This window comes from Amycolatopsis sp. NPDC104587, from assembly GCF_055583645.1.
The window spans coordinates 622,560-645,829 of record NZ_JBVJNO010000003.1; the positions used below are offsets into that span (position 1 = coordinate 622,560).

Below are 23,270 nucleotides of genomic sequence, written 5' to 3' on the forward strand. Positions count from 1 at the left end.
CCCCGCCCGTATTCCTGGAGCACCCGTGACCCCTGAACCCCGCGTCCCGCTCGTCCTCGTGAGCGGGCTCTCCCCCGGCGCGAACGCCGAGCTCGCCGAGCTGCTGCGGGTCGCCGAGCCCGGCACCGCCGTCGTCCACCACGACCTGCGCGACATCCACTCCGGCGTCGTCCGCCGCCGGCTGCGGCTCGACCAGCGTGACCAGCTGACCGTCCTCGAGCTGGCGCACGGCTGCGTGTCCTGCACGCTGCGCGAGGACCTCCTCCCGCTGCTGCGCCACCTCGCCCGGATGCCGCAGGTGCGCCGGATCGTCGTGCGGCTCGACGAGGCCATGGAGCCGGAGCCGGTCAGCTGGGCGATCCGGAACGTCCTGGTCGGCGACCACCCGGTGCACGACGACGTCGACCTGCGGGCCGTGCTCACCGTCGTCGACTGCGCGAGCTTCCTCGCCGACGCGACCGGCGACGACGTTCTGGCCGAGCGGAACCTGCAGGCCAGCCCGGAGGACGAGCGCACGGTCGCCCAGGTGGCGCTCTCGCAGGCCGAGTTCGCCGACGTCCTGGTCCTGGCCGGCGCGGCCGTCGACGCGTGGAGCGCCGCGAAGGCGTCCGCGGTCCTCGACCGGGTCGCGCCGTCCGTCCCGCGGGTCGAGCTGGGCCGGATCGACGGGCACAGCGTGCTCGACGCCGTCCCGTCCGGCGCTCGCCGCGGTGAGGTCACCGACATGCACGGCGCGCTGCTGCGCGGCCAGCCGCCGCTGCACGTCGACTGCGGCATCGGTCTCGTCACCTTCACCGCCGAGCGGCCGTTCCACCCTGAACGGCTGCACGACGCCCTCGACGTGCTGCTCGACGGCGTCGTCCGCACCCGCGGGCGCGCGTGGGTCGCCAGCCAGCCCGACGTCGCGTTCTGGATCGAGTCGGCCGGCGGCGGGCTCGGCATCGGGCACGCCGGGCCGTGGCTCGCCGCCCCGGACGGCCCGGCGTGGGCGGACGTCTCCCCCGAGCGCCGCACCCTGGCGTCCCTGCGCTGGCACCCGGTGCACGGCGACCGCGCGCAGGAGCTCGTCGTGGTGACGGACCAGACAACGCCCGACGAGATCGACGCGGCCCTGCGCGGCGCTCTACTGACTGACGACGAACTGGCCGCCGGCCCGGCGGAGTGGCACCGCTACCCCGACCCGTTCGGCGACTGGCACGAAGAGCCGTGCGAGGACACCGAACCCGACCCGGCGCGGCACGACGCGACCGCGGCGAACCGAAAGGAAGACCGATGAAGAACGGCATCCACCCCGACTACCACCCCGTCGTGTTCAAGGACTCGTCCACCGGCGACGCGTTCCTGACGCGCTCCACCATCACGTCCGAGAAGACCGTCGAGTGGTCCGACGGGCAGACCTACCCGCTGGTCATGGTCGACATCAGTGCGTGGTCGCATCCGTTCTGGACCGGCACCCAGCGCATCATGGACAGCGCCGGCCAGGTCGAGAAGTTCCACCGCCGCTACGGGAAGCGGGGGACGCGCTGATGGCCGTCCCGAAGCGCAAGAAGTCGCGCAGCAACACCCGGTCCCGGCGTTCGCAGTGGAAGGCCGCGGTGCCGGACCTGGTCCCGATCAAGGTCGACGGCGAGGTCCGGCTGGTGCCCCGCCGGCTGATGCGCCACTTCCACTCGTGACGGTTCCGGTCACCGTCCTGTCCGGCTTCCTCGGCGCGGGCAAGACGACGCTGCTCAACCACATCCTCGCGAACCGCGACGGGACGCGGGTGGCGGTGATCGTCAACGACATGAGCGAGGTCAACATCGACGCGGGCCTCGTCCGCTCCCAGGAGCGCCTGGTCGAGCTGACCAACGGGTGCATCTGCTGCACCCTGCGGGAGGACCTGCTGGAGGAGGTGTCGCGGCTGTGCGCCGAGGGGCGGTTCGACCACGTGCTCATCGAGTCGAGCGGCATCTCCGAGCCGATGCCGGTGGCGGCGACGTTCTCCTTCCTGGAGTCCGTCGCCCGCCTCGACACGATGGTGACGGTGGTCGACGCGGCGAGCTTCTCGCGTGAGCTGGCGACCGGCGACTCCCTCGTGGAGCGCCGGCTCGACCAGTACGCCGGCGACGAGCGGACCGTCAGCGACCTGCTCGTGGACCAGGTCGAGTTCGCGGACGTCCTGCTGCTGAACAAGACGGACCTGGTCCCGGACACCGACCGCCTGGTGGCGACGCTGCGGCGGCTCAACCCGGCCGCGGATGTCGTCACCGGCAGCTTCGGGAAGGTCCCGCTGGAGCGGGTGTTCGGCACCGGCCGCTACGACCCGGTTCGGGCGCAGGAGGCGCCGGGCTGGGTGGCCGAGCTGAACGGCGACCACGTGCCGGAGACCGAGGAGTACGGCATCTCCAGCGTCGTCTTCCGCGCCTCGAGCGCGTTCGACCCGGTGGCGCTGTGGGACTTCGTCGCACGGCGCCTGGATTCGGGCGAGTTCGGGACCGTGCTGCGGTCCAAGGGGTTCTTCGCGCTGGCGTCCCGCCCGGGTGTGACCGGGCTGTGGTCGCAGGCGGGCGCCGTGGCGCGCTTCGAGCCCCAGGGGGTGGCGGACGAGCCGCGGCAGGAGCTGGTGTTCATCGGCGTCGAGCTGGCGGGCGACGCCCTGCTCGGCGCACTGCGGGAGTGCCTCGGCGAGGCCACCGGACCAGACCCCTTCCCGGAGTGGGGTCCGGTCCACATCCACTAGTGGTCGTCGTAGTGGTCCTCGTGGGCCGCGTGGCGGTGGCCGTCGTGCAGGTAGTCGACGTGCTCGCCGTGGGGCACCGCCACGTGGCCGCACCCGTCGCCGTGGGTGTGGTCGTGCCCGGTGTGCGGCACGTGGCCGGTCATCTCGCACTCGTCGAAGTGGTCGTCGTGCGCCCGGTGCAGGTGCCCGTCGTGGGCGTAGTCGACGTGGTCGCCGTGCGGGACCGCGGCGTGGCCGCAGCCTTCGCGGTGGACGTGGTCGTGGCCGGCGTGCACGGCGTGCGGCATGGTCATCGGATCGCCTCCCGGAGTCTGTCCACTTCGGACGCTAACACCGGGTGTCCGGGACCGGCCGGGCGAAAGCTCCCGCCTCACCCGTTAGCGGCCGTTCCGTCCGAGTTGATCAACCCAGGTTTATCAGTCTAGGTTGACGATCGTGACGGATGAGGAGCTGCTCCAGGTGAGCACCGACCTGCGCGTCGCCCTCGGCCGGCTGGTCCGGCGGCTGCGCCAGGGGTACGTCGTCGGCGAGCTGACCCTGCCCGAGCGCTCGGTGCTGTCCCGGCTCGACCGGGAGGGACCGGCCACGCCGGGCTGCCTGGCCGACCTCGAACGGGTGAAACCGCAGGCCATGGGCGTCACCCTGGCCGGGCTGGTCGACCGCGGCCTGGTCGAACGGCACAAGGACGACTCCGACGGGCGCAAGGTGCTGATGTCGGTCACCGCCGCGGGCGTCCAGCTGCTGACCGACCGGCGCTCGCGGACCACCGAGAAGATGGCGACCGCGCTGGCGGAGAAGTTCACCCCGGCCGAACAGCGCAGGCTGGCCGCGGCCGTCCCGCTGATCGAGCGGCTGGCGGACGAGCTGTGACCGTCACCGAAACCCCCAGCCGGTACAAGTGGGTCGCGCTGTCGAACACCACGCTCGGTGTCCTGATGTCGGCGCTCGACGGCTCCATCGTCATCATCTCGCTGCCGGCGATCTTCCGCGGCATCGGGCTCGACCCCCTGGCCCCGGGCAACATCGGCTACCTGCTCTGGATGATCCTCGGTTACCTGCTGGTGCAGGCCGTGCTGGTGGTGACGCTCGGGCGGCTCGGCGACATGTTCGGCCGGGTCGAGATGTACAACCTCGGCTTCGTCGTCTTCAGCGTCGCTTCGGTGGCCTTGTCGTTCGACCCGTTCCACGCCGGCGGCGGCGCGTTGTGGCTGATCGGCTGGCGGGTCGTGCAGGCCGTCGGCGGGTCGATGCTCACGGCGAACTCGGCCGCGATCCTGACCGATGCCTTCCCCACGGAACAACGCGGGATGGCGCTGGGGGTCAACCAGATCACCGCGCTGGCCGGGCAGTTCCTCGGCCTGGTCGTCGGCGGGCTGCTCGCCGAGATCGACTGGCGCGCGGTGTTCTGGGTCAGCGTCCCGTTCGGGCTGCTCGGCACGATCTGGTCGATCCGCAGCCTGCGCGAGGTCGGCACGCCGAAGCGGGCGAAGGTCGACTGGGGCGGCAACATCACCTTCGCGGCCGGGACCGCCGTGCTGCTCGCCGCGATCACGTACGGCATCCAGCCCTACGGCGGCGCCGCGACCGGCTGGGGCAGCCCGTGGGTGCTCGGCGGCATCGGCGCCGGGGTGCTGCTGCTCCTGCTGTTCGGTGTCATCGAAACCCGCGTCGCCGCGCCGATGTTCCAGCTTTCCCTGTTCAAGATCCGCGCGTTCGCCGCGGGCAACATCGCCGCGTTGCTGACCTCCGTCGCGCGTGGTGGCATGCAGTTCATGCTCATCATCTGGCTGCAGGGGATCTGGCTGCCCCTGCACGGCTACGACTACGAGCGGACGCCGCTGTGGGCGGGCGTCTACATGCTGCCGCTGACGGTCGGCTTCCTCATCGCCGGGCCGATCTCCGGGTACCTCTCCGACCGCTTCGGCGCCCGGCTGTTCTCCACCGGCGGGCTGCTGCTGGTCGCGGCGGCGTTCCTCGGCCTGCTCGCGCTGCCGGTGGACTTCCCGTACCCGCTGTTCGCCGCCCTGCTCGTGGTCAGCGGGATCGGCCAGGGCATGTTCTCCGCACCCAACACCTCGGCCATCATGAGCAGCGTGCCGACCGAACAGCGCGGGGTCGCCTCCGGCATGCGCGCGACGTTCCAGAACTCCGGGACGTCGTTGTCGATCGGCGTGTTCTTCTCGCTGATGATCGCCGGGCTGGCGTCTTCACTGCCGCAGACGCTCACCAGCGGCCTGCAGGCCCACGGCGTCCCGGCCGGGGTCGCCGACGGCGTCGCCCAGCTGCCGCCGGTGAGCACGCTGTTCGCGGCGTTCCTCGGCAGCAACCCGGTCGGGCACCTGCTCGGCCCGGGTGTCCTTTCCGGACTCTCCCCCGCCGACCGGGCCACGCTGACCGGGGGCGAGTTCTTCCCGCAGCTGGTGTCCGGACCGTTCCACCACGGCCTGGTGGTCGTGTTCACCGCGGCCGCGGTGATGGCCGTGGTCGCCGCGGTGGCATCCGCCTCCCGCGGCGCGCGTTACTTCCACACTCCCGAGGGATCGAAGGAGTCTCGATGATCGTGTCCAGCAGCAGCTGTGACCATGACCGGTGGTGAGGGATGAAACTCACGGCCATCACGCAGGAGCGCCTACAGGGCGTCCAGAACATCCCGTCCTGAACACCACCGACCTCATGGAGAACCGATGACCGACGAGATCGTCGCCGGGACCGTCACCATCACCGGCCACGGCGGTGACGAGCTCGAGGCCTACCGGGCCAAGCCGACCGGCCCGGGCCCGCGCGGCAGCGTGGTCGTGATCCACCACATGCCCGGCTACGACGCCGCGACCAAGGAGATGGTGCGCCGCTTCGCCGTCGAGGGGTACAACGCGCTCTGCCCGAACCTCTACACCCGCGAAGCCCCGGGCGCGGACCCGGACGACGCGGCCGCGACGGTCCGCGCGGCCGGCGGTGTCCCGGACGACCGGCTCGTCGGCGACGTCAAGGGCGCGGTCGAGTACCTTCGCGGGCTCGAAGACGCGAACGGCCGGGTCGGTGTCATCGGACACTGCTCGGGCGGGCGTCAGGCGTTCCTCTCCGGCTGTTCGCTCGACATCGACGCGGCGGTGGACTGCTACGGCGCGTTCGTCGTCGCCGACCCGCCCGAGGCCATGAAGCAGATGAAGCCGCTGCTGGGCCTGGCGCCGCAGCTGTCGTGCCCGCTGCTGGGCATCTTCGGCGCGGACGACCAGTTCCCCGACCCGGACGAGGTCGCGGTGCTCGCGGCGGAGCTGGAGAAGCTGGGCAAGGAGCACGAGTTCCACACCTACGCCGGTGCGGGCCACGCGTTCTTCGCCGTCGACCGCCCGAGCTACCGCCCCGAAGCCGCGAAGGACGGCTGGGAACGCATCCTCGACTTCTACTCCCGCACGCTCAGCGCCTGAGAGGACTCGCCATGTGCACCTACCTGACCGAGAAGTTCGAGCTCGAAGGCAGCGGCAAGGGCGCCCGCGGCTGGTTCCGCCTCAACGAGGGCACCGTGTACGTCGACCACCCGGTCCACGCGCCGTACGCGCACACGGTGAACATCGACTTCCGCAACCCGGGAATGGGCGCTTCGGCGCGCGTCGCGCTGGAGCTGACGGAGGAGGACGCGCTCGCGCTGGCGGACGCGATCCACGCCGCCGTCAAGTCGGCGCCGGAGGGGCTGGCTTCGCGGAACCAGTAGACGCTCGTGGGCGGTGATCCGGGGTCCGGCCCGGATCACCGCTGAGGCCGGGTCAGCGGAACCGGCGGCCGGCGGCCTGGACGAACTCGGTGAGGATCTCCTGGCTGTGATCCTCGTGGGCCTTCAGCTCGGCCTGGTCCGCGGCTTCGCCCATCAGCCCGATCGGCTCGAAGGCGTCGTCGGCGAGCCGGAGGAGTTCGGCGTCCTCGGTCAGCATCCGCACGACGAACCGGGCGTGGTCGGCCGCCGCACCGCGCCGGTCCGCTTCCGTGTGCGCGGTTTTCGTGGCGGCGCCGTGCGGATTCCGGCGGCGCAGGAACCACCCTTCGATCACCTTCTGGCGCAGTTCGGTCATCGCCCCGGCGAACGCCGCGCACGCCTCGATCCGCTCGCGGCGAAGCCGTTCCTCACGCGCCGCGGTCTCCGCCCGCCGGGCGGTGAGCCGGGCGAAGAGGTACGTCAGGCTCGCCCCGGCCAGCGTGCCGCAGACGGCGATGAGACTGGTCAGCACCCCGTTCATGGCGTGTAGAGCGCGCCCAGGAACTCCAGCAACAGCCGCTCCCGCAACGGCCCCGGCGCCGTTGCGAGGAGCGCGTTGATCGGCGCCATCCGCTCCGGCAAGCCCGCGGCGCCACCCAGACCCGCCGCCGCCAGCAGGCCTGCGAACTGCTCCGACGTCAGGGTCGCGGGGTCCAGCGCCGCGACGAACTCCGCCACCGCCGGGTCGACCACCACCGGGCCCGCCGAGCGGGCCGCGTCGACCGAGGCGGCCAAGTCGGCGAGGAACTCCTTCTCGGTGCCGTGGTTGGCCGCGGTCACCGTGAGGTGCAGGTTCACGGGCGAAGACTCGAATGCGAACTGCGGCTGGACGTACCAGCCACGCGCCTTCATCTCGTCCGCCACCGTGAACAGGTCGAAACCGTCGTCGCCGGTGAACGCGATCAGCGTCGACACCGGGTCGCCGAGGATCCGCAGGCCCGGCAGCTCCGTGATGCCCGCGCGGATCCGGGAAACCGCTTCCCGCGTCGATGCGGCCAGCGCCAGGTACCCCTCCGGGCCGAGGTGCCGCACCACCGCCCACGCGGCCGCCGGCGGACCACCGGAGCGCGTGCTCTGGATCGTCGTGTTCAGCATCGTGTAGCCCGGCCACGCCGCGCTCGCGAAGTGGTGCGAGCGCCGCAGCTCCGCCGACGCGTGCAGCAGCACCGACGTCCCCTTCGGGCAGTACGCGTACTTGTGCAGGTCCACGGAAATGCTCGTGACCCCGGGCACCCGGAAGTCGAACGGCGCGACCTCGGCCCCGAGCCGCGCGAAGTACGGCAGCACCCAGCCGCCGATGCACGCGTCGACGTGCATCCGGACGCCGCGGTCGAGAGCCGCCGCCGCGATCTCGGGGATCGGGTCGAGGACGCCGTGCGCGTACGACGGCGCGCTCGCCACCACCAGGACCGTCGAGTCGTCGATCGCCGCGGCCATCGCCGCCGGGTCCGCGCGGAACGTCACCGGGTCGACCGGGACGTCGATCCGCCGCAGCCCGAACAGGTGCGCCGCCTTGTGGAACGCCGCGTGCGCGGTGGTCGGCAGCACGATGGACGGCGCCGCGACCGAAGGGTTCGCGTCCCGCGCGGCCAAGACCGCCAGCAGGCACGACTCGGTGCCGCCCGAGGTCACCGAGCCGACCACGCCCGGCACGTCACCGAGCAACGCGGCGGCTTCGGCGACGAGGTCGTTCTCCAGCTTCAGCAGGCTCGGGAACGCCGTCGGGTCGAGGCCGTTCGCCGACGACGCCAGCGCGTGCGCGGCGGCGCCGAGGGAGTCCACTTCGGACAGTCCGCTGTCGTAGACGTACGCCAAGGTCCGGCCGCCGTGCGTCGGCAGGTCACCGGCGCGCAGCTCCCGCAGCGCCGCGAGGACTTCGTCAGGCGGGTTCATGGCGCGGCTCCAGGACCTTCCGCCGCAGCAGCGGCAGGGCCAGCGCGATGAGCACCCCCGGGACGATCGACGCCCCGACGAGGATCGCCACGATCGCGCTGTGCGGCTGGTCGGCCGTGGCGTCCGTGCTGGACACGTACCCGCCGAACGCGAGGATGAGCGCCCACAGCCCGCCGCCGAAGGCCAGACCGAGCGTCTCCCCCGCGGTCCACACGCCGGCCGCGATCCCGGCGCGCGTCTCGCCGGTGCGCTCCTCCTCGGCCGTGATCAGGTCCGGCAGGATCGCCAGCGGGAACACCGAGATCCCCGCGTACCCGACGCCGCACAGCGCCACGAAGAGGAACGTGAGGGCCAGCGGGATCTCCCGGGCGAACACCAGCCCGAGCAGGCCGACCGCGAACGCCGCGGTCGCCAGGCGGAAGCCGTTCAGCTTGCCGACCCGGTCGCCCAGCCGCGGCCACAGCGGCATGGTGACCAGCGCCGGGCCGACGAAGATGACGAACAGGATGGTGCCGTACTTGTCGTCGCCGAGGATGCGCTGGGCGAAGAACGGGATGGCGGCGAGCACCGTGCCGATGCCCAGCGCCTGGATGAAGTAGGTGCCGAGCAGCCAGCGGAACGGCCGCCAGCCGGCGAGCGTGCGGACGAGCTCCTTGAGGTTCACGGTGTTCGGCCGCAGCGAGCCGACCGGCGCGCCCTTGAGCCCGAAGTACACCAGCAGCGTCGCGGCGAGCACGATCAGCCCGATCACCACGGCCATCACGCGGTAGCCGGCGACGCCCTCGATCGCGGAGGTGATCGCCGGGGCGCCCCCGCCGCAGATCAGGATCGTCACGGCCAGCACGCCGATGCGGACGCTGGTGAGCTTCGTGCGTTCGGTCGCGGACTCGGTCAGCTCGGCGGGCAGCGCGTTGAACGGCACCTGGAACAGCGCGTACGCCGTGGCGCAGAGCGCGAACGTGATCGCCACGTACAGCGCGTCCGGCAGCGGGCTCCCGAAACCGGGGTGCGCGAACATCGCCGCGAACAGGATCGCGACGCCGATGCCGCCGACGAGCAGGAAGCGCCGCCGGCTGCCGGTCTTGATCAGGTCGGCGTCGGACAGCCGGCCCGCGATCGGGTTGAACAGCACGTCCCAGGCCTTGGGCACGAACACGATCGCCGCGGCCCAGCCCGCGGGCACGGCCATCGTGTCGGTCAGGTACTTGACCAGGACGAGGCCGGGAACCGTCCCGAAGGACCCGGTGACGAACGAGCCGAGCGAATAGCGGAACCTCGTCCGGCCGGACAGCGTCGCCATGGTCCTCCTCGCAGAACGAATCCGATGAGGGGATCAGTAGTGGATCTCGGCCCGCACCGGGTAGTGGTCGGAGGGAATCGTGCCACCGTCGTAATGCACCAGCCGTACCGGGCCGACCTCGGCGCGTCGCACCGAGCCGACGTAGTCCAGGGTGTCGCGGTAGTCCGCGGGAACGGACTTCGCCGCGGCCGGGTTGGTCACCGCGTCGAAGGTGTACTCCCCGGACCCGGTCGTGCGCAGGGTGCCGCCGAGCGCCGCCGCGCCCTGCTCGGCCTGGGTGCGGCCCGCGGCGTCACGGCGGTTCCGCCCGGCCCAGTACTCGATGTTGAGGTCACCGGCGACGGCCACCGCGTCGCCCGCCGGGACGCGGGCGGCGGTGAGGGCGCGCAGCTCGCCGAGCTGGGCCATGCGGGTCTCGTGCGCCTTCGGGAGCGTCTCGGGTCCTTCGTCGGCCTGCAGGTGCGTGCCGGCCAGCCAGAGCGCCTTGCCGTGGGCGAAGATCCGCACCAGCGCCGCGCCCTTGTTGGACAGGTAGTCGGCCGTGCCGGAGTAGGAGGCGCGATAGACGAGCTGGTGTTTCTCCGTGATCGGGTACTTGCTCAGCACGGTCACGCCGCCGTTGACGACGATCGGCGAGTTCGAGCAGGTGCCGCTCACCGACGTCCAGCCCGGCGACGTCGAGCAGGACTGCCCGACCAGCGGGGTCTGGAACGGGTAGGCGTCCACGAGCCGGTCGCGCAGGTCCTCGGCCTGGGCGCTGAAGGCCTCTTCGAGGACGACGACGTCGGTGTCCTGGGCTCGGATCACGCTCTCCGCCGTGCGGGCCCGGGCTTCCTTGTCCGAGGTGTTCGGGTTGGCGATCCACGGCAGCTGCCAGAGGTTGAAGCTGAGCACGCTCACCGAGGCGTCCGCGGCCTGAGCCGGAGCCGCAAAGATGGTCAGGGCGGTGACGAGAGCGGCGAGAATGGCGGTCCTGCGCACGCGGAGTCCTTTCAGGAGACGACGAAGGCGCGGGAGGTCCCGCTGAGCTGGGCGATGGCGCCGGTGAGGCCGTGTTTCCACGCTCCGAAGTGGACAACGCGGTACTTCCCGACCGGGGTGTTGTCCGGGATGTCCCAGGTGACCTCGGCGCGGGACTCGCTCACGAACGTCCGGGTCCAGCGGAACCTGGTGGCCCAGTCACCGTCGTCGGCGTACCGCACCCAACGGCCGTCGACGTACCGCTGGACCTCCAGGAAAGTGCCGTCGCGGCGCAGGTCGTTCTTCGGGTGGCCGGTCACGAACGCGACCGACACCTGCTCACCCCGCCGGTAGCTGCTCTTCGCGTCGGTCACGACGTCGCCGAAGCTCTTCAGCAGCGGCGCGCTGTCGAAGACGACACCGGGCTGGAAGTTGACGAGCTTGCCGCGGAGGTCACGCGGGACCGGCCCGTGCGGGACCGAGGTCCCCGCCTTCATCGCCGCGGCGAGCTTCCCGAACTCCTGCTGGTACGCGGGCAGCGTGTAGCGGCCGAAGAGCGTCGACGCGCCTTCGTACTGCTGCGAGTCGTACTCCTCCGGCGTCGTGACGTACTGGCTGTAGGCGTTGGCGTAGCCCTGCATGAGGACGTTCTCCAGAGGCACGCCCAGCGCCTCGGCGACGGTCTTCCGGATCCGCAGCCCGGCGACGATCGTGTACTCCGCGGGCCCGGCGACCAGGTGCAGCTGCCCGATCCGGACGATCTGCAGCGGCAGCACTTCCGGCGCCCACGGGTACGGCTTCATCGCGCCGAACGGCACCGCGACGACCTTCGGCGCCTGCGCGTCGGCCAGGGCCTGCGGGATCGGCGCGTCGATGCCGCCGAGCCAGTCGATGAACGGGTTCTTGACGCCTTCGGGCAGCGGCAGGCCCGGGCCGTCCTCGGTGCTGCCCGCGAGCATCGAGACGCCGATCGCGGCGGTGCACGTCCGATGGGCACGGCCGTCCGGGGTGTACTTCGGGTCGACGTCGACGCCCGCCATGTCCACGTACGTCAGCCGGTGGTCGACCCCGCCGGTGATCGTTTCGGTCGCCGCGTCGAACGCGCGTTTTGCCGCCTGGAACTGCAGTTCGCCGATGCGCTGGGTGTTCTGGAACTCCGTCTCGGGGGTGCCGGGCTTCAGGTTCAGGTTCGGCGTCATGTCGCCGGAGTTGGTCTGGGCGAAGGCGGCGACGAACCCGGGCGGCCCGTCGAGGTAGCGGACGCCGGCGTGGTCGTGCTCCCACGCGTAGGCGGCGTAACCCTTGTTGTCGCTGCTGATCAGGTGGTTGCCGTTGCTCATGGACGTGCCGTGGGTGGCGAACCAGGTGATCGCGCCGACGTCCCGCCCGCCTTGGCGGAACCGCAGCACGGTGACCGCGGGGTCGATCGAGAGCGGGAAGTGGTCCTTGTCGGGGTTCAGCTCGAAGGCGACCCGCGACCGGTTGGCACTGGCCTCGGTCAGCTCCGTGCGGCCGAGGGCGAGCTCGCCGGGCTTGAGGTCGTCGTGGGCCCGGCTGATGGCGTCGACGATCCCGGCGACCACGGCGTCGTAGGTCTGCTGCTGGAAGCCGAGGATCGAGAGGTCGTAGGCGGCGTAGTGCGAGTCGCCGCCGCAGGCCGAGTGCGTGTGGGTGGCGTTGAGCAGGACGTTCTGCTCGGTGTAGCGGTCGCCGTACCTCCGGACCAGCTCGCGCAGCACACCCTGGTGCACGGACTGGAACAGCGCGCCCAGCTCGGCGGTCACGAAGACGATCCGCTTCGCGCCGTCGTCGACGATGTAGGCGCGGGCCCGGGTGCGCAGGTGGATGCCGGCGGTCTGCTGCTGCGGCATGGAGTAGCCCATCATGCCGTTCTCGGCGGCGGGCCCGGTGACGTCGCCGATCCCGACGCCCACCCGGAGCGGCGCGGCCGCTTCGGCGGTTCTCCCGCCGAGCGCGGCGGCGAACGGAAGCGCGGTGGCTCCGGCCAGGACGGTACGACGACTCACCCGCATACGGTCTCCCGACTAACGTGAACGACTTTCGCGTTAGTCGGGGACCGTACGGGAGCTCCGCCACCCAGGCAACCCGGCAAAAATGCCGGGTCAGCCGAGCGCGTCGGCGATCTTCGTGAGCGACGCCGCGTCTCCGCGCAGGAGCAGCTGCGTGACGACGGTTTCCTCCCAGGCCTGCAGCTCGTCGCGGATCTTCGCCGCCGGGCCGATCAGCGACGTGTCCTCCACCAGCGACGTCGGGATCGCCGCGGTCGCCTCGTCCTTGCGGCCCGCCAGGTACAGCTCCTGCACCTTGTCCGCCACGTCCTCGTACCCGAGCCGGGCGAAGACGTCGTGGTGGAAGTTCACGCTCTTCGCGCCCATCCCGCCGATGTAGAGCGCCAGCGACGGCTTGATCCACGACGCCGCCTCCTCGACGTCGTCGTGGACGAGCACCGGGACCGAGCACGGCACCTCGAACGTCTCCAGGGTGTGTCGCGCGCCGGAGCGCGCGAAGCCCTCTTCCAGCGCCGCCTTGTAGAAGGCGTTGCTCTTGGGCGAGAAGAACAGTGGCAGCCAGCCGTCGCCGATCTCGGCGGCGAGCGCGACGTTCTTCGGGCCCTCCGCGGCCAGGTGGATCGGGATGTCCTTGCGCAGCGGGTGGACCGTCGGCTTCAACGGCTTCCCGAGGCCCGCGCCGCCCTTGAACGGCAGCTGGAAGTGCTGGCCATCGAGGGTCACCGGCGCTTCGCGGGCGATCACCTGCCGGACGATGTCCACGTACTCCCGGGTCCGCGCCAGGGGCTTCGGGTACGGCTGGCCGTACCAGCCTTCGACGACCTGCGGGCCGGACGCGCCGAGCCCGAGCACCATCCGGCCGCCGGAGAGGTGGTCGAGGGTCATCGCGCTCATCGCCGTCGCGGTCGGGGTGCGCGCGGCCATCTGGACGATGTTGGTGCCGAGCCGGATCCGGCTGGTCGACGCGCCGTACCAGGCCAGGGGGGTGAACGCGTCCGAGCCGTACGCCTCCGCCGTCCACACCGAGTCGAAGCCGAGCTCCTCGGCCCTGACCACGGCCTCCAGCGCGCCCGGGGTCGGGCCGCTGCCCCAGTACCCGACGTGGAATCCCAGCTTCACGAATGCCTCCTGTGTCTGCTTCTACTCGACGTTCGGCGCGTAGTGCTCGGGCTTGCCGCGCTCGGACAGCGGCGGCAGGTTCCTGCGTGGAGTCTCGACCAAGGCGGCGTCCGGAGCCACCTCGCCGCGCCCGCGCCGCCAGCCGGCGCGGGCCCGCGGGTGGTAGCGGCGGTCGTGCGGGACGAGCTTGAAGACGGCGTTGACCAGCCTGCCGACGCGCCGGTGGTGCCGCGCGTCGCGGTCGGACCAGCGCAGGCCGAGCAGGTCGCGGACCTCGCGGTCGTAGAGCCCGGTGGTCAGCCAGACGAAGTTGCGGGCGATCAGCGCGCTCACCGGCCGCCAGAGCGGGTCCGGCAGCCACGGCAGGAACGGCGGTTTGGCGATCCCGCGCAGGTCCAGGACGTCCCGGGTGGCCTTGTTGTCCTCGAGGACCTCGGCGCACATGTGCTTCCAGTAGCGCTGGAAGTCCTCCCAGCTCTCCGGCACCGGCCGCATGGTCAGGTCGTACATCCGCCACCAGGTGACGTGCTCGTCGAACAGCCGTCGCTTTTCGGCCTCGCCGATGCCGCCCATGAAGTGGTCGGCGATGAGGATCGTGCTGACGAAGAACGTCGAATGTGCCCAGTAGTAGGTGTCGGGGTCCAGCGCGTGATACCGCCGTCCCTTCGCGTCGACACCCTTGATGCGGTCGTGGTAGCCGCGGACTTCGAGGGCCGTCTCGTGCGCCCGCGGGCCGTCGTAGACGACTCCCCCGATCGGGTAGAGCGACCGGAACAGCCGCTGCCAGCGTTCCTCGAAGAACCGCGAGTGCTGCTCGACGCCGGCGCCGAGGCCGGGGTGCATGTTCTGCATCGACCCGGCCCACAGCGCGATCAGCAGGCCGCGCCAGTCGCCGAAGTACTTCCAGGTCAGCGAGTCGGGCCCGAGCGGTTCGGGGGCTTCCCTGCCCATACGTGGCTCTCCTCGTCGAGTCGGAACTGACTACGGCTGTTGTCAGGCTAGGATCTGACAACACATGTAGTCAACCGAGGAGCCGCCATGCCGGGCCGCACGTGGGCGGGCACGACGCTGGACGACCGCAAGGCGCTGCGCCGCGAGCAGCTCGTCGCCGCCGGCCTCGAGCTGCTGGGCACCGAGGGCTCGGCCGGGACCAGCGTCCGCGCGGTCTGCCGGCACGCGAAGCTCACCGAGCGCTACTTCTACGAGAGCTTCACCGACCGCGAGGAGCTCGTCGCGGCGGTCTACGAACACGTCGCCGAGCAGGCCCGGCAGGCGCTCGTCGACGCCGTGCGCGACGCGCCGAACCCCACGCTGCGGGCCGGGCACGCGGTGCGCGCGTTTGTCGAGCTGATCGTCGACGACCCGCGCCGGGGCCGGATCCTGCTGCTCGCGCCGCTGACCGACCCCGCGCTGACCCGGCGCGGCCTGCACCTGATGCCGGTGTTCGCCGCGCTCGTCGGCGAGCAGCTGTCCCACGGTGACGAGACCGAACGCCGGATGGTCGCCATCGGGCTGGTGGGCGCGCTGAGCAACGTCTTCATCGCCTACCTCGACGGCTCGCTGAAGGTCTCGCGTGAGCGGCTCGTGGCGCACTGCGTCAAGCTCGTGCTCGGCGCCGACGACCACTGACCTCACCTCCACCTGCTGACAGTCGCGTGGCGGATCGGGCACACTCAACCCATGCGTACCGCTGGCCGGAACGACGGCGCGAGCGGCGACGGCCTCGTCGCCGCCCGGCTCACCGCGTTGCTCGAAGCGTTCCGGCCGGGTGACGAGGTGCTCGGCGTCTCCGAGCTGGCGCGCCGGACCGGGCTGGCGAAGACGACCGTGCACCGGCTGACGGGACACCTCATCGAGACCGGCTTGTTCGAGCGCGAGGACAGCGCGGTGCGGCTCGGGCTGCGCCTGTTCGAAATCGGCCAACTGGCCTCCCCCCGCCGTGGCCTGGTCGAGGCCGCCCGGCCGTACCTCGCCGACCTTCGCGAAGCGACGCGCAACACCGTGCACCTCGCGATCCTCGAAGGCACCGAAGTCGTCTACCTCGACGTGCTGCGCGGGCCGGACGCGCCGACACTGCCGTCGCGCATCGGCGGCCGGTTCCCCGCGCACGCCACCGGCGTCGGCAAGGCGATCCTCGCGTTTTCCGCGGAATCCGTGGTGAACCAGGTGATCGACGCCGGATTACCCCGGATGAGCCCGAAGACGATCACCGCGCCCGGGCTCCTTCGCCGTCAGCTGACCCGGATTCGCGAGGACGGGATCGCGTTGGAACGCGAGGAATCCGGCGTCGGCGTCGTGTGCGCGGCCAGCCCGCTGCTCGACGCGCGAGGCGTCGCGGTCGCCGCCGTCTCGATTTCGGGCTGGGCCAACCGGATGCGCACCGAACGGGTCGCCCCCGCCGTCCGGACGGTCGCACTCGCGTTGACCCGGACACTCTCCGGATCCACTCCGGACAGTCGGAAATAATCATGCGGGACAAGGGTTTTGGATCACCGGGGAGGATCTCTAGGCCGTCCGGATGACGTAACCGTCCCGAGCTGGACGGGTGATCGGGAGCGGCTACGATCCGTCCAATGGCCCAGCACAGCTGGGGGATGTCGTTCTCGGGCCGCTCCCCCGCGACGCTTCCCGAACCGGCCGGCGCGCGTCCTTCGGCCGCGCACCGCCTGCTGTCGCTCGACATCGTGCTCGCGCTGCTGGCGCTGGCGGGTGGGCTGCGAGTCCTCTACCTCGCCGCCGCGTCCCCGGCCCTGCCCGCGGAAGCCGCGAACGTCGCCCACGCCTACGCCCTCGGCCACCTGACGCCGTTCACCGACGCCGGCGGCGCCGGGGTGAGCCGGTTCGGCTGGTGGCAGCTCTCGGCGTACACGATGGTCACGGACGCGTTCGGCCGCTCGGCCACCGCGCTCGACGCGGTCCGCGAAACGATGCTCGTCGCGGCGGTGACCGGCACCGTGCTGCTGTGGTTCCTGGCGCGCCGGCTGGGCCTGACGCGCTGGGCGTCGTCGGCCGCGGTGCTGCTCGTCGCGGCGTCACCGCTGGCGCTCGGCCTGCAGCGGCTCGTCGTCGTCGAGCACCTCGCGGTGGTGTGGGCACTGGGGGCGCTGGTGCTGATCACCACGCCCGGCGCCCGGATCCGGCACGACGTCCTGGCCGCGGTCTGCCTGCTCGCCGCCGTCCTCACCTCGCCCCTGGCGCTGCTCTTCCTGCCCGCCGCCGGCTGGCTGCTGGTGCGGCGCGCGCCGGTCCGCGCGGCGCTGGTGGCGGTGCTGCTGAACCTCGGCCTCGGCATCGCGTTCGGCCCGGCGGCCGCCGCGCTCCGGCCGCACCTCGCGGCCGCGGGCCGTCCGTCGGTCGCCGACTGGGTCGCGCTCGACCCGGCGTGGGCCGTGCTGTCGGTCGTCGCGCTCGTGGCCGCGCTCGCTGTCACGGTGTTGCGGCCGTTCGCGGTGTCCGGCCTGCTGCTCGCCGCGACCCTGGCGGTGCCCGGGGTGCCCGACACCGCCGTGCTCGCCCTGCTGCTGCCGGTGACCCCGCTGCTGCTGGCCGGGGTCGCGCAGGCCCTGACACGGCAGCGCGGCGCCGCGCACCGGTCGGAGAACGGCCGGGCGCGCGGGATCGTGCCCGGCGCGGTGGTCGTCGTGCTGGTCGTCGTGGCCGGGTGGGCCTACGGTTATCCGTCGCTGCGCCCCGCCGCCGACCGGGGCGGCGCGCTCGGCGCAGCACAGGACTGGTTGCGGGCCAACGCATCCGGGTCGCGGCTGCTGGTCGACGACGGCGCCTGGGCCGAGCTCGCCAAGGCCGGCTGGCCGACCGGCATGCTCGCCGCGCCCGCCGCGTGCGCGGCCACCTGCCCGCCCGCCGAGTGGGCCGTCTTCACCGGTGACGGCGCCGACCTGCGACAGCGTTTCCCCGCCCTCGACGACACCCTCCGCACCGCGGACGCGACCGCGGTCTTCGGCGCCGGCGCGCGCCGGGTCACCGTCTCGCGCCTGGGCCTGTCCCCAGCCGACCCCGGCGCGTCGTCGGAAGCGTCGGCCCGCGCCCACGCGGGTGAGGCGCTGGCGGCGTCGGCCCGGATCACCCTCGCCCCCGACGCCGCCGCGGTGCTGCGCGCCGGGCGCGTCGACCCCCGGCTCATCGCGACGATCGCCGCGCTCGCGGCGCTGCAGCCGGTGCGCGTCACGGCCTTCCCCGAGGTGCCCGGCGAAGACCCCGCCGGGCAGCCCCGCCGCCGGCTGCTGCTGACCGGCGGTGAAGACGGCGCGACGGAGTTCTACTCCGGCCAGCGCGACCTGTTCCGCCCGTCCTCGGTCGTCCGGACCGCCGGCGGCGTGCTCGTCACCTATCCGCTGTTCGCCCCCACGGGGCTGCTCGTCCCGTTCTCCTCCCCCTGACCGGTGAAAGGCCGTCCGATGCGCACACTCCCGAAGCTCCTGCTCAGACCCGCCGGCCTGGCCGCCGCCGTGCTCCTGCTCGGTGCGCTCACGCCGGTGACGGCCGAAGCGGCGACCGCGCCCGGCCCCGGGGTCGGCTGGATCCGGGTCGGGCACCTCTCGCCGAAGGTGCCGCCGGTGGACATCTACTTCGCGCCGTTCGGACAGGCCGAAAAGGTCGTCATCCGCAAGGCCGGGTACGGCGCGGTCACCCCGTACTCCTCGCTCGGCCCCGGCAAGTACACGCTGTCGATGCGGCCCGCCGACGCCGCGTCCAGCACCCCGCCCGCGCTGTCGGCGACGATCGACGTCGCCGAGCGCAGTGCCTACTCGCTGCTGGTCTTCGCGAACGGGCCCGACGGAACGCTCAAGGGCGACCTGATCACCGACGACCTCACCCCGCCCGCCGCGGGCAAGGGCCGGGTCCGGGTCGTCGAAGGGTCGGCGGCGATCACCCCGGTCACCGTGGACGCGCCGCAGGGCGTCTCGCTCGCCAAGGAAGCCCCGTACGGCCAGACGTCGGACTACGTCGACGTTCCCGAGGGCCGCTGGCCGCTGCAGCTGAGCGGCGGCGCGGTGAAGTCCACCGCCGACGTCGACGTCAAGGCGGGCACCTCGACGACGCTGCTGGTCACCGAGAACTCCGGGGCGCTGAAGGCGAACCCGATCTCCGACGGCGCGTCGCTGCCCGAACCGCCGCGGCTCGGCGTCGAGACCGGAGGCGGCGGCACCGCGCCGTCGTCCGGGCTGCCGCTGTGGCCGGCGTTCGCCGCGGTCGCGCTGCTGGCCGCGCTCGCGGTGGGACGCCGGGCGGCTCGTGCGCGCTGACCTCGGCGCCCTGCTCGTCGTCGCCGCGCTCGCCGCGGGCTGCTCGGCGGCCCCGGCCGCGACGCCACCGCCGGTCACGCCGACGTCGTCCACGGCGTCGGCCCCGACGGCGACCGGGCCCCAGCCGTTGCCCGCCGCGGCCGACGTCCGGCCGGTGCGGCTGCGGATCCCCGCGATCGGCATCGACGCCGCCGCGCTCGTCCCGCTCGGGCTGGGCGCCGACCACGAGCTCGAAGCGCCGGCGAAGTTCGAAGACGTCGGCTGGTACGCCGCCGGCCCGGTGCCGGGTGACCCGGGCCCGGCGGTGATCGCCGCACACGTGGACTCCCGGGCCGGGCCGGCGCCCTTCTTCCGGCTGCGCGAGCTGCGCGACGGTGACCAAGTGTTCGTCGCGCGCTCGGACGGCCAGGAAACCCGCTTCGTCGTGGACGGTGTCCAGCGTTACCCGAAGGACGCGTTCCCGACCGACGCGGTGTACGGGCCCGCGCCGGGCAGCGCGCTGCGGCTCATCACCTGCGGCGGCAGCTTCGACGCGGCCAAACGGTCCTATCGGGACAACGTCGTCGTCTACGCCTCGACCCGGTGGGGTTAGTACTCCTTGAGCAGCCCGCGCCGCGCCAGCTCCGGCCGGACGCCGTCGCCGAACCAGTACGCCTCCTCCAGGTGCGGGTAGCCGGACAGCACGAACTCGCTGACACCGACGCTGTGGTACTCCTCGATCAGGTCGGCGACCTCGCCGTGGCTGCCGACGAGCGCCGTGCCCGCGCCGCCGCGGACGAGACCGACGCCGGCCCACAGGTTCGGGTGGATCTCCAGCCCGCGGACCCCGCCGTCGGTGCGGCCGCCGTGCAGCGCGACCATCCGCTGCTGCCCCACCGACTCGCTCGCGGCCAGCTGCGCCTGCGCCTTGGCGACCTGCTCCGGGCTCAGTGCGTCCAGGAGCTTCTGGGCCTCAGCCCACGCTTCGGCCGAGGTGTCGCGCGAGATCGTGTGCAGCCGGACGCCGAACCGGATCGGCCGGTCGCCGGCCAGCGCACGCACCTTGCCGATCTTCTCCGCCACCTGCGCGGGCGGCTCACCCCAAGTCAGGTAGACGTCGGCGTGGCGGGCCGCGACCGGCAGCGCGACCGGGGACGATCCGCCGAAGTAGATCGGCGGCACCGGGTCCGGCGCGGCCAGCGTCGTCGCGCCCTCGACCTTCAGGTGCTCGCCCTCGAAGCTGAACGGCTGCCCGGACCAGACCCCGCGCACGATGGTCAGGAACTCGTCGGTGCGCGCGTAGCGGGCGTCGTGGTCGTGCCAGTCGCCGAACCGCCGCTGCTCCACCGCGTCGCCGCCGGTGACGATGTTGAGCAGCACCCGGCCCTGCGACAGCCGTTGGAAGGTGCCGGCCATCTGCGCGGCGAGCGTCGGGGAGATGACGCCCGGCCGGAACGCGACCAGGAACTTCAGCCGGGTCGTCTCGCGGATCAGCGCGGCCGTGGTCAGCCACGCGTCCTCGCACCACGTCCCGGTCGGCGTCAGCACGCCTTCGAAGCCCTGCCGCTCGGCCGCGCGGGCCACCTGCGCGAGGTAGTCGAGGTCGGGTTCACGCTGGGCAGACGGCCCCTGGGACCGGTTGGCGTGGAAGCGTTCCACGATCGTGCGGCCGTCGCCGCTGGTGGGCAGGAACCAGTGCAGTCCGATGGTCATCCGTTGCTCCTCGCCTGATCCAGCTCGGGGGCGAACCGCCGGTCGACGTACGCCGCGAAGTCCACCTTGCCCGGCAAAGTCTTCTCGGTGGTGAAGGCGTCCGCGAGCTGCTGCTCGGACTGCACGACCGAGTCGTCCAGCGCGATCGGCTGGTCGCGGCCCGCGTCGACGGCCTTCTGGGCCACCTCGGGCTTCAGACCGGTCTCCTTGGCCCACGCCGCCGCCCACTCCGGCCGATGGGTGTCGGCCCACTTCTGGGCCTTCACCACCCGCACCACGAAGTCGCGGATCGCCGAGTTCTTGCCCGCGTCGGCCAGTGCCGTGGTGCTCGCGGTCTCGAAGGCGAGGCCGTTCGACGCGCCCCGCCCGTCGGCGAGCACCCGCGCCTTGGCTTCGATCTGGGCCTGCGCGGTGTAGGGGTCCCAGATCGCCCACGCGTCGATCGTGTGCTGGGTGAACGCGGCGTAGGCCTCGGCCGGCTGCAGGAAGCTCACCTTGACGTCCTTGGTGGACAACCCGTTGTTGTGCAACGTGTTCAGCAGCTGGCCGTGCGCGGAGCTGCCCTTCGCGACCCCGACTGTCTTGCCCTTGAGCGAAGCGACGTCGTTCAGCGGCGAACCGGGCGGGACGAGGATGGCTTCGCGCTCGACGTTGCTGCGCGCAACGCTGACCACCGCCACCTTCGCCTTCGCGGCGGCGGCGAAGATCGGCGGGGTGTTGCCGACCCGGCCGAGGTCGATCGCGCCGGCCGAAGCCGCTTCGAGCAGGGGCGGGCCCGAGGTGAACGTGGACCATTCGATCTTGTACGGCGTGCCGTCCAGCAGGCCGGCGGCGGTGAGCAGCGACTTCACGCCGCCCTTCTGGTCACCGACCTTCAGCGTCACCTTCGCCAGGTCCGCCGCGGCGACCGGTGACGGCACGGCGGCCGGGCCGGAGGACGACGCCGCCGAGCCGCAGCCCGCCAGCAGGAACACCGCGGCGATCGCGGGCAAAACCTTACGCATGCGCATCTTCGGTCACTCCCAGGTCCGCCAGCACGCGGCGACGGAGGTCGTCGTGGCCGGCGGTTTCGCGCGGCCGGTGTTCGGCGACGATCCGGCCGCCGTCGAGGACGAGGACCCGGCCGGCGAGCAGCAGGGCCTCGTCGACGTCGTGGGTCACCAGCAGGACACCGGGCCCGTGGCGCCGCCACAGGTCCTGGACCAGCCCGTGCATCGCGATCCGGGTGAGCGCGTCGAGGGCGCCGAACGGCTCGTCGAGCAGGAGCAGGCCGGGTTCCCGCACCAGCGCGCGGGCCAGTGACACCCGCTGGGCCTCCCCGCCGGAGAGGGTCAGCGGCCAGTCGTCGGCGTGCTCGGCCAGCCGGACCTCGGCCAGCGCCTTCTCCGCCAGCGCCCGGTTCCGCGCCTTCGAGACGCCGTCCTGGCGCAGGCCGAGGACGACGTTGCGCCAGACCTTCCGCCAGGGCAGCAACCGCGGCTGCTGGAAGGCGACCGAGACGGTGCCGGGCACGTCCACCCGGCCGTGCACCTGGTCGTCGAGCCCGGCGAGCACCCGTAGGAGGGTCGACTTGCCGGAGCCGCTGCGGCCCAGCAGCGCGACGAACTCGCCGCGCCCCACCGTCAGGTCGAGTCCGTCGAGGACGGTCCGGTCGCCGAACCGCTTGGTCAGGTCCCGGACCCGGGCTACCGCGTCCGCCATCGGAGCACCTTCCGTTCGAGCAGCCGGACCAGCGCGTCGGTGACCAGGCCGAGCAGGGCGTACAGGACGAGGCCGACCACCACGACGTCGGTGCGCAGGAACTCGCGCGCGTTGTTGATGAGGTACCCGACCCCGGCGTCGGCGTTCACCGTCTCCCCCACGATCAGCGCGAGCCAGGCGAGGCCGAGCGACTGCCGCAGCCCGACGAGCGACTGCGGCAGCGCGCCGGGGAGCACGACGTGCCAAAGCCGTTCCGCGCGGCTGAACCCGAGCGCCCGCGACGCTTCGACGAGGTCCGGGTCGGCGCCGCGGATTCCCGAGTGGACGTTCAGGTACAGCGGGAAGGCCACACCGAGCGCGACCAGCACGATCTTGGTCTCCTCGCCGATGCCGAACCACAGGATGAACAGCGGGATCAGGCCGAGGAAGGGCAGCGTGCGCAGCATCTGCACGGGCGGGTCGACGAGCGCCTCGCCCCACCGCGAGAGCCCCGAGACGATGCCCAGCAGGACGCCGGCCACGGCGCCGATCGCGAAGCCCGCGCCGACCCGGCCGAGCGACACCGCGAACGCGTCACCGAGCTCGCCGCTGCGCGCGACTTCGACACCGGCCTGCACGACCGTCCACGGTGAACTGAGCTTGTCCGACGGCAGCACGCCGGTGGTGCCGGCGACCTGCCAGGCGGCGACGAGCACCACCGGGCTGATCCAGCGCCGCAGGTCGAGCCGCCGGGCCGGTTTCGCCGGTGGCTCGTCGGCGCGTTTCCGGGCGCGCGTCAGCACACCCGTGGTGGAAATCGACACGGATTTCTCCCGGGGACGGGGATGTTCGGGCTTGCGTG

At 72.3% G+C, this 23,270-nt stretch carries 25 protein-coding genes; 13 read left to right on the forward strand and 12 right to left on the reverse strand.

Translation table 11 applies throughout. The annotated features are described in order from the left end of the window. The first annotated feature begins 25 nt into the window (after positions 1-25). From mrf to ACZ61C_RS11080, 4 genes are read left to right on the forward strand one after another with little or no spacing between them, the layout of a single operon-like run. Positions 26-1,276: a ribosome hibernation factor-recruiting GTPase MRF gene (mrf, locus tag ACZ61C_RS11065; protein ID WP_465305311.1), complete on the forward strand. Its 1,251-nt coding sequence runs from the start codon at positions 26-28 to the stop codon at positions 1,274-1,276. Then, positions 1,273-1,527, forward strand: coding sequence for a type B 50S ribosomal protein L31 (locus ACZ61C_RS11070; protein WP_465305313.1), 255 nt, complete (start codon positions 1,273-1,275; stop codon positions 1,525-1,527). The genes mrf and ACZ61C_RS11070 overlap by 4 nt, the downstream gene beginning before the upstream one ends. Then, entirely contained in the window at positions 1,527-1,676 is a 150-nt protein-coding gene (gene rpmF / locus ACZ61C_RS11075; RefSeq protein ID WP_125316285.1) for a 50S ribosomal protein L32, read from the forward strand. The genes ACZ61C_RS11070 and rpmF overlap by 1 nt, the downstream gene beginning before the upstream one ends. Continuing rightward, the gene (locus tag ACZ61C_RS11080; protein WP_465305316.1) at positions 1,673-2,722 is read left to right on the forward strand and encodes a GTP-binding protein; all 1,050 of its coding nucleotides are present in this window, start codon (positions 1,673-1,675) and stop codon (positions 2,720-2,722) included. Before rpmF ends, ACZ61C_RS11080 begins: the two co-directional genes overlap by 4 nt. Here the strand turns inward: ACZ61C_RS11080 and ACZ61C_RS11085 are convergent. After that, positions 2,719-3,015: a hypothetical protein gene (locus tag ACZ61C_RS11085; protein ID WP_465305318.1), complete on the reverse strand. Its 297-nt coding sequence runs from the start codon at positions 3,013-3,015 to the stop codon at positions 2,719-2,721. The two genes, ACZ61C_RS11080 and ACZ61C_RS11085, sit on opposite strands and share 4 nt — an antisense overlap. A 142-nt stretch (positions 3,016-3,157) precedes the next feature. Here ACZ61C_RS11085 and ACZ61C_RS11090 point away from each other — a divergent pair, with 142 nt between their 5' ends. The 4 genes from ACZ61C_RS11090 (at position 3,158) to ACZ61C_RS11105 (ending at position 6,431) form a co-directional block, all read left to right on the forward strand. Further along, on the forward strand, positions 3,158-3,592 hold the full coding sequence (locus ACZ61C_RS11090; RefSeq protein WP_465305320.1) for a MarR family winged helix-turn-helix transcriptional regulator: 435 nt from the start codon (positions 3,158-3,160) through the stop codon (positions 3,590-3,592). Next, positions 3,589-5,280 carry an MFS transporter gene (locus tag ACZ61C_RS11095; protein ID WP_465305322.1) on the forward strand — a complete coding sequence of 564 codons (1,692 nt, stop codon included), beginning with the start codon at positions 3,589-3,591 and terminating at the stop codon, positions 5,278-5,280. Before ACZ61C_RS11090 ends, ACZ61C_RS11095 begins: the two co-directional genes overlap by 4 nt. Before the next feature lie 126 nt (positions 5,281-5,406). Beyond that, positions 5,407-6,147, forward strand: coding sequence for a dienelactone hydrolase family protein (locus ACZ61C_RS11100; protein WP_465305324.1), 741 nt, complete (start codon positions 5,407-5,409; stop codon positions 6,145-6,147). 11 nt (positions 6,148-6,158) lie between these two features. Beyond that, positions 6,159-6,431 carry a DUF6295 family protein gene (locus tag ACZ61C_RS11105; RefSeq protein ID WP_465305326.1) on the forward strand — a complete coding sequence of 91 codons (273 nt, stop codon included), beginning with the start codon at positions 6,159-6,161 and terminating at the stop codon, positions 6,429-6,431. Between the two features lie 52 nt (positions 6,432-6,483). Here the strand turns inward: ACZ61C_RS11105 and ACZ61C_RS11110 are convergent, their stop codons facing one another. From ACZ61C_RS11110 to ACZ61C_RS11140, 7 genes are all read right to left on the reverse strand, one after another. After that, the gene (locus ACZ61C_RS11110; protein WP_465305328.1) at positions 6,484-6,951 is read right to left on the reverse strand and encodes a hypothetical protein; all 468 of its coding nucleotides are present in this window, start codon (positions 6,949-6,951) and stop codon (positions 6,484-6,486) included. Further along, positions 6,948-8,363 (reverse strand): pyridoxal phosphate-dependent decarboxylase family protein, encoded by a 1,416-nt coding sequence (locus ACZ61C_RS11115; protein WP_465305330.1) that lies wholly within the window; start codon positions 8,361-8,363, stop codon positions 6,948-6,950. Before ACZ61C_RS11115 ends, ACZ61C_RS11110 begins: the two co-directional genes overlap by 4 nt. Next, positions 8,350-9,663 (reverse strand): MFS transporter, encoded by a 1,314-nt coding sequence (locus ACZ61C_RS11120; protein ID WP_465305332.1) that lies wholly within the window; start codon positions 9,661-9,663, stop codon positions 8,350-8,352. The genes ACZ61C_RS11115 and ACZ61C_RS11120 overlap by 14 nt, the downstream gene beginning before the upstream one ends. A 33-nt stretch (positions 9,664-9,696) precedes the next feature. Continuing rightward, on the reverse strand, positions 9,697-10,644 hold the full coding sequence (locus ACZ61C_RS11125) for a sphingomyelin phosphodiesterase (protein WP_465305334.1): 948 nt from the start codon (positions 10,642-10,644) through the stop codon (positions 9,697-9,699). Positions 10,645-10,655: 11 nt separating this feature from the next. Beyond that, positions 10,656-12,656, reverse strand: coding sequence for a neutral/alkaline ceramidase (locus ACZ61C_RS11130; RefSeq protein ID WP_465305336.1), 2,001 nt, complete (start codon positions 12,654-12,656; stop codon positions 10,656-10,658). A 90-nt stretch (positions 12,657-12,746) separates the two neighbouring features. Then, entirely contained in the window at positions 12,747-13,772 is a 1,026-nt protein-coding gene (locus tag ACZ61C_RS11135; RefSeq protein ID WP_465305338.1) for an LLM class F420-dependent oxidoreductase, read from the reverse strand. A 21-nt stretch (positions 13,773-13,793) separates the two neighbouring features. Beyond that, the gene (locus ACZ61C_RS11140) at positions 13,794-14,723 is read right to left on the reverse strand and encodes an oxygenase MpaB family protein (RefSeq protein WP_465305340.1); all 930 of its coding nucleotides are present in this window, start codon (positions 14,721-14,723) and stop codon (positions 13,794-13,796) included. Positions 14,724-14,810: 87 nt separating this feature from the next. On the opposite strand from ACZ61C_RS11140, the gene ACZ61C_RS11145 reads away from it, so the two are divergent. The 5 genes from ACZ61C_RS11145 to ACZ61C_RS11165 all read left to right on the forward strand — a co-directional run bounded on the left by ACZ61C_RS11145 (position 14,811) and on the right by ACZ61C_RS11165 (position 19,628). Beyond that, complete coding sequence (locus tag ACZ61C_RS11145) at positions 14,811-15,401, forward strand: TetR/AcrR family transcriptional regulator (protein WP_465305342.1); 591 nt, start codon at positions 14,811-14,813, stop codon at positions 15,399-15,401. A gap of 51 nt (positions 15,402-15,452) precedes the next feature. Then, the gene (locus ACZ61C_RS11150) at positions 15,453-16,238 is read left to right on the forward strand and encodes an IclR family transcriptional regulator (protein WP_465305344.1); all 786 of its coding nucleotides are present in this window, start codon (positions 15,453-15,455) and stop codon (positions 16,236-16,238) included. A 107-nt stretch (positions 16,239-16,345) separates the two neighbouring features. Beyond that, positions 16,346-18,169, forward strand: a complete 1,824-nt coding sequence (locus tag ACZ61C_RS11155) for a glycosyl transferase (protein ID WP_465305346.1) — start codon at positions 16,346-16,348, stop codon at positions 18,167-18,169. A gap of 18 nt (positions 18,170-18,187) precedes the next feature. Then, on the forward strand, positions 18,188-19,036 hold the full coding sequence (locus ACZ61C_RS11160) for a DUF4397 domain-containing protein (protein WP_465305348.1): 849 nt from the start codon (positions 18,188-18,190) through the stop codon (positions 19,034-19,036). Next, positions 19,026-19,628 carry a class F sortase gene (locus ACZ61C_RS11165; protein ID WP_465305350.1) on the forward strand — a complete coding sequence of 201 codons (603 nt, stop codon included), beginning with the start codon at positions 19,026-19,028 and terminating at the stop codon, positions 19,626-19,628. Before ACZ61C_RS11160 ends, ACZ61C_RS11165 begins: the two co-directional genes overlap by 11 nt. Here ACZ61C_RS11165 and ACZ61C_RS11170 read toward each other — a convergent pair. From ACZ61C_RS11170 to ACZ61C_RS11185, 4 genes are read right to left on the reverse strand one after another with little or no spacing between them, the layout of a single operon-like run. Then, on the reverse strand, positions 19,625-20,728 hold the full coding sequence (locus ACZ61C_RS11170; RefSeq protein ID WP_465305352.1) for an LLM class flavin-dependent oxidoreductase: 1,104 nt from the start codon (positions 20,726-20,728) through the stop codon (positions 19,625-19,627). The genes ACZ61C_RS11165 and ACZ61C_RS11170 overlap by 4 nt on opposite strands. Next, positions 20,725-21,732, reverse strand: a complete 1,008-nt coding sequence (locus ACZ61C_RS11175; RefSeq protein ID WP_465305354.1) for an ABC transporter substrate-binding protein — start codon at positions 21,730-21,732, stop codon at positions 20,725-20,727. Before ACZ61C_RS11175 ends, ACZ61C_RS11170 begins: the two co-directional genes overlap by 4 nt. Further along, the gene (locus tag ACZ61C_RS11180; protein ID WP_465305356.1) at positions 21,725-22,429 is read right to left on the reverse strand and encodes an ABC transporter ATP-binding protein; all 705 of its coding nucleotides are present in this window, start codon (positions 22,427-22,429) and stop codon (positions 21,725-21,727) included. Before ACZ61C_RS11180 ends, ACZ61C_RS11175 begins: the two co-directional genes overlap by 8 nt. Then, on the reverse strand, positions 22,414-23,232 hold the full coding sequence (locus ACZ61C_RS11185; protein ID WP_465305358.1) for an ABC transporter permease: 819 nt from the start codon (positions 23,230-23,232) through the stop codon (positions 22,414-22,416). Before ACZ61C_RS11185 ends, ACZ61C_RS11180 begins: the two co-directional genes overlap by 16 nt. Positions 23,233-23,270 lie beyond the last annotated feature (38 nt).

Excerpts from the sequence above, each read along its gene's own strand:
- ACZ61C_RS11070 (WP_465305313.1), top strand. The coding sequence starts at position 1,273 with ATGAAGAACGGCATCCACCCCGACTACCACCCCGTCGTGTTCAAGGAC.
- rpmF (WP_125316285.1), top strand. The coding sequence starts at position 1,527 with ATGGCCGTCCCGAAGCGCAAGAAGTCGCGCAGCAACACCCGGTCCCGG.
- ACZ61C_RS11085 (WP_465305318.1), bottom strand. The coding sequence starts at position 3,015 with ATGACCATGCCGCACGCCGTGCACGCCGGCCACGACCACGTCCACCGC.
- ACZ61C_RS11100 (WP_465305324.1), top strand. The coding sequence starts at position 5,407 with ATGACCGACGAGATCGTCGCCGGGACCGTCACCATCACCGGCCACGGC.
- ACZ61C_RS11105 (WP_465305326.1), top strand. The coding sequence starts at position 6,159 with ATGTGCACCTACCTGACCGAGAAGTTCGAGCTCGAAGGCAGCGGCAAG.
- ACZ61C_RS11110 (WP_465305328.1), bottom strand. The coding sequence starts at position 6,951 with ATGAACGGGGTGCTGACCAGTCTCATCGCCGTCTGCGGCACGCTGGCC.
- ACZ61C_RS11115 (WP_465305330.1), bottom strand. The coding sequence starts at position 8,363 with ATGAACCCGCCTGACGAAGTCCTCGCGGCGCTGCGGGAGCTGCGCGCC.
- ACZ61C_RS11120 (WP_465305332.1), bottom strand. The coding sequence starts at position 9,663 with ATGGCGACGCTGTCCGGCCGGACGAGGTTCCGCTATTCGCTCGGCTCG.
- ACZ61C_RS11130 (WP_465305336.1), bottom strand. The coding sequence starts at position 12,656 with ATGCGGGTGAGTCGTCGTACCGTCCTGGCCGGAGCCACCGCGCTTCCG.
- ACZ61C_RS11140 (WP_465305340.1), bottom strand. The coding sequence starts at position 14,723 with ATGGGCAGGGAAGCCCCCGAACCGCTCGGGCCCGACTCGCTGACCTGG.
- ACZ61C_RS11145 (WP_465305342.1), top strand. The coding sequence starts at position 14,811 with ATGCCGGGCCGCACGTGGGCGGGCACGACGCTGGACGACCGCAAGGCG.
- ACZ61C_RS11150 (WP_465305344.1), top strand. The coding sequence starts at position 15,453 with ATGCGTACCGCTGGCCGGAACGACGGCGCGAGCGGCGACGGCCTCGTC.
- ACZ61C_RS11155 (WP_465305346.1), top strand. The coding sequence starts at position 16,346 with ATGGCCCAGCACAGCTGGGGGATGTCGTTCTCGGGCCGCTCCCCCGCG.
- ACZ61C_RS11160 (WP_465305348.1), top strand. The coding sequence starts at position 18,188 with ATGCGCACACTCCCGAAGCTCCTGCTCAGACCCGCCGGCCTGGCCGCC.
- ACZ61C_RS11170 (WP_465305352.1), bottom strand. The coding sequence starts at position 20,728 with ATGACCATCGGACTGCACTGGTTCCTGCCCACCAGCGGCGACGGCCGC.
- ACZ61C_RS11175 (WP_465305354.1), bottom strand. The coding sequence starts at position 21,732 with ATGCGTAAGGTTTTGCCCGCGATCGCCGCGGTGTTCCTGCTGGCGGGC.
- ACZ61C_RS11180 (WP_465305356.1), bottom strand. The coding sequence starts at position 22,429 with ATGGCGGACGCGGTAGCCCGGGTCCGGGACCTGACCAAGCGGTTCGGC.